The organism is Streptomyces sp. NPDC059010 (genome assembly GCF_042740355.1).
GTDB lineage: Bacteria > Actinomycetota > Actinomycetes > Streptomycetales > Streptomycetaceae > Streptomyces.
Genome location: NZ_JBHYJA010000059.1, coordinates 1 through 6687 on the forward strand (window position 1 = coordinate 1; position 6687 = coordinate 6687).

General features: G+C 71.4%; 6 protein-coding genes. 4 read left to right on the top strand and 2 right to left on the bottom strand.

The features are described 5' to 3' along the window. Nucleotides 1-56 precede the first annotated feature (56 nt). A complete protein-coding gene (locus ACFWYS_RS41080) occupies nucleotides 57-1157 on the bottom strand; it encodes a citrate synthase 2 (RefSeq protein ID WP_384781076.1) in 1101 nt (366 codons plus the stop codon). 333 nt (nucleotides 1158-1490) lie between these two features. On the opposite strand from ACFWYS_RS41080, the gene pdxH reads away from it, so the two are divergent. The 3 genes from pdxH to ACFWYS_RS41095 all read left to right on the top strand — a co-directional run bounded on the left by pdxH (nucleotide 1491) and on the right by ACFWYS_RS41095 (nucleotide 4558). Beyond that, nucleotides 1491-2159, top strand: coding sequence for a pyridoxamine 5'-phosphate oxidase (pdxH, locus tag ACFWYS_RS41085; RefSeq protein WP_384781079.1), 669 nt, complete (start codon nucleotides 1491-1493; stop codon nucleotides 2157-2159). 335 nt (nucleotides 2160-2494) lie between these two features. Further along, complete coding sequence (locus tag ACFWYS_RS41090) at nucleotides 2495-2968, top strand: GNAT family N-acetyltransferase (protein WP_384781082.1); 474 nt, start codon at nucleotides 2495-2497, stop codon at nucleotides 2966-2968. A 135-nt stretch (nucleotides 2969-3103) separates the two neighbouring features. Continuing rightward, the gene (locus ACFWYS_RS41095) at nucleotides 3104-4558 is read left to right on the top strand and encodes a PAS domain-containing protein (protein WP_384781086.1); all 1455 of its coding nucleotides are present in this window, start codon (nucleotides 3104-3106) and stop codon (nucleotides 4556-4558) included. Between the two features lie 31 nt (nucleotides 4559-4589). On the opposite strand, the gene ACFWYS_RS41100 is transcribed toward ACFWYS_RS41095, so the two are convergent. Further along, on the bottom strand, nucleotides 4590-5345 hold the full coding sequence (locus ACFWYS_RS41100) for an SIS domain-containing protein (protein WP_384781089.1): 756 nt from the start codon (nucleotides 5343-5345) through the stop codon (nucleotides 4590-4592). 307 nt (nucleotides 5346-5652) lie between these two features. Here ACFWYS_RS41100 and ACFWYS_RS41105 point away from each other — a divergent pair, with 307 nt between their 5' ends. After that, the gene (locus ACFWYS_RS41105; RefSeq protein WP_190071308.1) at nucleotides 5653-6345 is read left to right on the top strand and encodes a metal-dependent transcriptional regulator; all 693 of its coding nucleotides are present in this window, start codon (nucleotides 5653-5655) and stop codon (nucleotides 6343-6345) included. The last annotated feature ends 342 nt before the right edge of the window (nucleotides 6346-6687 follow it).

Sequence of the window (6687 nt, forward strand, 5' to 3'; positions counted from 1 at the left end):
CACGGAGCTCATCGGCTCCGTGTGACGCCGCTCGGCGGAGGGGCCGCGGCCCGGGGTCAGTGCGCGATGTCCGCGTAGCCCTCCACATCGCGCGGGTCCCGCGGGCCCGGGCCGATGTAGCGGGCGGAGGGGCGGACGAGGCGGCCGGTGCGCTTCTGCTCCAGGATGTGCGCCGACCAGCCCGCCGTACGGGCGCAGGTGAACATGGACGTGAACATGTGCGCCGGGACCTCAGCGAAGTCCAGCATGATCGCGGCCCAGAACTCGACGTTCGTCGCCAGGACGCGGTCGGGGCGGCGGGCGTGGAGCTCGGCCAGGGCCGCCTTCTCCAGGGCCTCGGCGACCTCGAAGCGGGGCGCGCCGAGCTCACGGGCGGTGCGGCGCAGCACGCGGGCGCGGGGGTCCTCGGCACGGTAGACGCGGTGCCCGAAGCCCATCAGACGCTCGCCCTTGTCGAGGGTCTGCTTCACATACGCCTCGGCGTCGCCGGTGCGCTCGATCTCCTCGATCATGTGCAGGACACGGGAGGGGGCGCCGCCGTGCAGCGGGCCGGACATGGCTCCTACGGCGCCGGAGAGGGCGGCGGCCACATCCGCGCCGGTGGAGGCGATGACGCGGGCCGTGAAGGTGGAGGCGTTCATGCCGTGCTCGGCGGCGGACGTCCAGTAGGCGTCCACGGCGGCCACGTGCTTGGGGTCGGGCTCGCCGCGCCAGCGGATCATGAACCGCTCGACGACGGACTGCGCCTTGTCGATCTCGCGCTGCGGGACCATGGGCAGGCCCTGGCCGCGCGCGGACTGGGCGACGTAGGACAGGGCCATGACGGCGGCCCGGGCCAGGTCCGCGCGGGCCTGCTCCTCCCCGATGTCCAGCAGGGGTTTCAGGCCCCACACGGGCGCGAGCATGGCGAGCGCGGACTGGACGTCGACACGGATGTCGCCGGAGTGCACGGGGATCGGGAAGGGCTCGGCGGGCGGCAGCCCGGGACGGAAGGCACCGTCGACGAGCAGCCCCCAGACGTTGCCGAACGAGACATGGCCGACCAGGTCCTCGATGTCGACGCCCCGGTACCGAAGAGCGCCGCCCTCCTTGTCCGGTTCGGCGATCTCCGTCTCGAACGCGACGACTCCTTCGAGCCCGGGTACGAAGTCGGACATCAGGCGGCTCCTCGTGATGTGTGGGACAGGTGAGGTTGTGGTGGGACGACACATGCAGGTCGGCAGAGATGGCGCGTACGCCCGGTGGATACACGGTCACGGACCCGGATTCGGATGCCAGGCTGCAGGCGTCCGGGATGCCGGGCCGCGGCGGACTCGCGGTCCGGGGCGTACCCCTGTGATGCCCCGTGCGGCTGGCGGTCATCCAACCGCGACGGCAACAGCACGATATCCCCGAGTGCCACATTTGGGGAGATGTTGCGGCACTCAGTGCCAGGCGGTGCCGGGAACACCGTCCCGTACGGCGCCCGCCGCATACGGCAAGATGACCGCGTGACCGACCGAGACGCCGCTCCCCTCGACCCCGCCGCGATGCGCAAGCAGTACCGGGCCGAGGGCCTCGCCGAGAACGACCTCGCCGCCACTCCCGTCGAGCAGTTCGCGCGCTGGTTCAAGCAGGCCGCGGCGGAGGCCCATCTCTTCGAGCCGAACGCGATGATCGTCTCCACGGCGGACGCGGAGGGCCGGCCCAGCGCCCGTACGGTGCTGCTGAAGCAGTTCGACGGGCAGGGCTTCGTCTTCTACACCAACTACGACTCCCGCAAGGCCCGCGACCTCGCCGACAACCCGTATGTCTCGCTGCTGTTCCCCTGGCACCCGATGGCCCGCCAGGTCATCGTCACGGGCGTGGCCCGGCGCACCGGACGCGACGAGACCGCCGCGTACTTCCGCACCCGCCCGCACGGCTCCCAGCTGGGCGCCTGGGCCAGCGCCCAGTCCTCGGTCATCGCCACCCGCGCCGACCTCGACGCCTCCTACGCCGGGCTGGCCGCCCGCTATCCCGAGGGCGAGCAGGTGCCGGTGCCGCCACACTGGGGCGGTTTCCGGGTGGCGCCGCAGATGGTGGAGTTCTGGCAGGGGCGCGAGAACCGGCTGCACGACCGGCTGCGCTATGTGGCGGAGCAGGACGGGAGCTGGCGGGTGGAGCGGCTCAGTCCGTGAGCCGGGAGCCGCGGGAGGGCCACGCACGCAGACGACCCGCGAGCTCGGGTTCCTCCGCCTGACGGCGAAGGAGCCGGCCGGACGTACCGGCGAGCTCGCGGGTCGGGTGACTGCTGGGATTGGGCCGGCTGCACGCGTCTGTCACGTGCTGGTCCGGCACCGCACTGGGTGGGGTGACGGGCCGCTAGCCCGCAGCCACCTCACGCGTCCGGTATTCATACATCTGCCGAACCACCTCCCTTCTCGTGTGCCCCACACCCTAGGAAGCGGTCCGGCCCCGATCAACCGCTTTTTTTCCTTGGATCTGTCCGTGCTGGTCACCTAGCGTTCGGTGCATGACAAAACAGCGGACGGAGATGTCTGATCTCCGGATTGCGCCGGTCGACGGTGAGGTCATGCTGGAGGAGTGGCGGCACGTCCACAACGTGATCGTCCCGCCCGCCGCCATGGCCCTCGACGAGGCGCGGGAGCGCGCCGGGCGGTACCGGCTGCGGAACGCGTACGTCGGTGACGTCCTCGTCGGCTGTTCGACGGTGCGCCCGCCGGAGGGCGAGGGCGCGGTGGCGACCGTCATCGCGCGCGTGCTGCCCGAGTACCGGCGGCGTGGCTACGGCGCGGGGCTGTACGAGGACGGGCTCGCCCACGCGCGCGTGCTGGGCGCCGAGGTGATCGAGACCTGTGTGCTGGCCGTCAACGAGGACGGGCTGCGGTTCGCCGAGGCGCGGGGATTCATCGAGATCGACCGGTATGTACTGGACGGTGAGAGCGATCAGTGGGTGGACCTGCGGTGGGACGTGGGGTCGGAGTAGGCGGACGGGGGCTCGTACAACGATTCCTTCAATCTTGGGGAACACGGTGTGTGCTGTGTCACGTTCCAGTTAGATGATTGCAAGTGAGCGAACCGACGCGTCGTACGTGCGGACGCAGCTTGGCAGGGGGTCCAGGTGAGTGCTTCCCGGCGTAGTGGGACCACCGACGAGCTGGGGCCGGACGAACCCGAGCGGGACGGTCCGGACGAGTCGTCGGGTGGTTCGGAGGGTTCGGCAGGCGGGTCCGATTTGCTGGCCGCGCTGCTGGACGGGATGGACGCTGCCCTGTGCGCCTTCGACGGCGACGGGGTCGTCACCCATTGGAACCGTGAGGCGGAGCGGATCCTGGGCTGGGCCGCGGCGGAGGCCGTCGGGCGGCACGGGTTCGCCGGGTGGGCGGTGCGCGAGGCCGACGCCGAGGAGGTCGAGGGGCGGCTGATGTCCGCCATGCACGCTCCCGGACGCCAGGTGCACGAGTTCGCGCTGCTGACCAAGGACGGCGGGCGGGTTCTCGTACGGACCCAGTCGGCTGCCGTACGCGGTCCGGACGGCAAGCCCGCCGGGGTGTACTGCGCCTTCAGCGAGGTGCACGCGCAGATCGATCTGGAGCGGTCGATCGCGCTGAGCGAGGCCTTGTTCGAGGACGCGTCGTGGGGTGTCGTGCTGGTCGACGCCGATCTGCGGCCGGCCGTGGTGAACGCGCACGCGGCCCGTGCACTGGGCATCGGCCGTACGTCCGTGCTCGGGCGCCCGCTCGGCGAACTGCTCGCCCAAGGGGTGGAGGAGCTGGAGAGCGCGCTCACACATGTGCTGGCGGAGGGCGCGCCGCCCGCGCCGGCCGAGATCTGGGTGAGCGTACGGACGCCGGAGGGCGAGCGGCGACGGTGCTGGCGGTGCGGCTTCGTACGGCTGGCCTCGCCGCTCGCGGAGGAGCCGGTGCCGTTGGGCGTGGGCTGGCTCTTCCAGGACGTGACCGCGGCCAAGCAGAGCGAGCAGGAGGCGGCGCTGCTGCGGTTCCGGACGAATCAGCTGCATCGGGCCGCGCGTGCCGCCGCGGAGTGCGAGGAGCCTGTCGAGGCGGCGACCGTGCATCTGGACTTCGCGCTGGCCGGGTTCGCCGACCATGCGCTGATCGACCGGGTCGCGGGTGGGGGCGGTGGGGCCGGTATTGCCGTCGCCGACGCGGATTCGGATACGGCGGAGCCGGTACGGCTCGTCCGGGTCGCCGTGACGCCGTCCGGGGCGCCGGGGCCGAGTCTGCTCGGCGGGGAGGCCGGGCTGCCGGTGCGGTACGCCGAGGGGCATCCGGCGTTGCAGTGCGTGGCGCGGGCCGGGTCGGTGCGGGCCGATGCGGGGAACATGCCGGCGGAGCGGGCGCGCGAGTGGGCGGTGGGGCGGCAGTGGCCGGCGGACGCCGTGCACGCGCTGTGTGCCGTGTTGCGGAGCCGGGGGCGGACGCTCGGGGTCGTCACGTTTCTGCGGGGCTCGGGGCGCAGTGCGTTCGAGCGGAGTGACGCGGTGTACGCGGAGGATGTGGCGGTGCGGATCGCTTCCGCGTTGGATCTGGCGGGGGTCCTGGAGGCGGAGTAGCGGGGGTGCCGGAGCCGCCCCGCCAGGGCGTTCACTGCTTGTAGAAGATCCGGTCGCCGTACTTCTCGAACACCCGGCTGTTCCAGTCGAGGCCGCCGTCCACGTTGCCGGAGCGCAGGAGCGGGGGCTCGATGCCCCGGGTGGCCAGGGAGTCGGCCGCCGTGGCCATGACCGCCTGGAGGAGTGCCGTGGTGACGACCGTGGACGCCGGGGCGAAGGGGGCCGGGATGGTGTCGAGGGTGAGTTCCGCGTCGCCGATCGCGATCTTCGAGTCGAGGACGATGTCGCAGTGGTCCTTGAGATAGGTCCCGGAGACATGGCGGGACTTCGTCTCCGAGGCGTACGCCACCGAGGTCACGCCGATGACCTTGACGCCGAGGGCGCGGGCGTGGACGGCCATCTCCACGGGGAGGGCGTTGCGGCCGGAGAGGGAGATGATGATCAGGGCGTCGCCCGCGCGGAGGGGGGAGCTGTCCAGGACGGCGCTCGCCAGGCCGTCCACGCGTTCGAGGGCGGAGCCGAGGGTGGCGGGCATGACGTCGACGCCTACGACGCCGGGCACGGCGAGCAGGTTCATCAGGGCGAGGCCGCCTGCGCGGTAGACGATGTCCTGGGCGGCGAGGGAGGAGTGGCCGGCGCCGAAGGCGAAGAGGCGGCCGCCGGTGGCCACGGTGTCGGCGAGCAGGGTGCCGGCTGCCTGGATGTTCTCGGCTTCCTCGGCACGGACCCGGTGGAGCAGGCCGATCGCGGCGTCGAAGAACTGGTCGGCCGGGCTGCTGTCGCTCATGCGGGGCCCCTCCGGGGTGGCTCGGGTGGTGTGGATGCGTGTGTGTTGCGGATCACCGTGCGGTCTGGACCATTGCGCTGTCAATACGGCCGGATGCCTGCGGCGGCCCCTTCCCGCCGTACGCGGGTGGCGGTCCGTGGGGGTGTGCGGTCAAATGGCCGCCGTACCGGCGTGCAACCCGTTGGTTTCAACTGCGCGACACGGTTGTCAGTGGTATCCGGCAGAATTGAGGGCAGGGCCAGCGCACGCGCCGTGGAGCTGTCTCGCTTCCGGCTGAGCTAATCGCAGAGCTAATCGAGGGGCACGTATGTCCGGACTGATCGACACCACGGAGATGTACCTCCGCACCATCCTTGAGTTGGAGGAGGAAGGTGTGGTCCCCATGCGCGCCCGGATCGCCGAGCGGCTGGACCAGAGCGGCCCCACCGTCAGTCAGACGGTGGCCCGGATGGAGCGTGACGGACTGGTGTCCGTGGCGACCGACCGGCATCTGGAGTTCACGGACGAGGGGCGGCGGCTGGCCACCCGTGTCATGCGCAAGCACCGACTCGCGGAGTGTCTGCTCGTCGACGTGATCGGGCTGGAGTGGGAGCAGGTGCACGCCGAGGCGTGTCGCTGGGAGCACGTGATGAGCGAGGCCGTGGAGCGGCGCGTGCTGGAGCTGCTGCGGCACCCGACCGAGTCGCCGTACGGCAACCCCATCCCGGGGCTGGAGGAGCTCGGCGAGAAGGACGGCGCCGATCCGTTCCTGGACGAGGGCATGGTCTCGCTGGCCGATCTGGACCCGGGTGTCGAGGGCAAGACGGTCGTGGTGCGGCGTATCGGGGAGCCGATCCAGACCGACGCGCAGCTGATGTACACGCTGCGCCGGGCGGGGGTGCAGCCCGGCTCGGTGGTGAGTGTGACCGAGTCCGCGGGTGGCGTGCTGGTCGGTAGCGGTGGTGAGGCCGCGGAGCTGGAGGCGGACGTCGCCTCGCATGTGTTCGTCGCGAAGCGCTGACGCACCGGTAGCTGTCCATCTCGGGTTCCGTTCCGCGTAATTCCCGGTACGGGAGCGGGAGTTGTGGCGTTCTGCCGAACGCGTCGATTCCAAGATTCAGTGCGCCAAATCGCAGCGCCGGGACATTTCGCGTGCAAGGCTGTCGCGAAGGCATATGACCTGAGGGCTCTGGGCCGTGATCGCATGCGAGCGGCCGGTGAGGGGGCGGGCGGATGTGCCGTGGTTGTGGAGAGGGCCCCCGGGGGGGGCGGGGGGCGCGGGGGGGGGGGCCGGCCCGCCGCAGACCGCCCCCCCCCACCCCCCGGCACACACCCACACACCCAAAAACAAACCGAGCCCCCA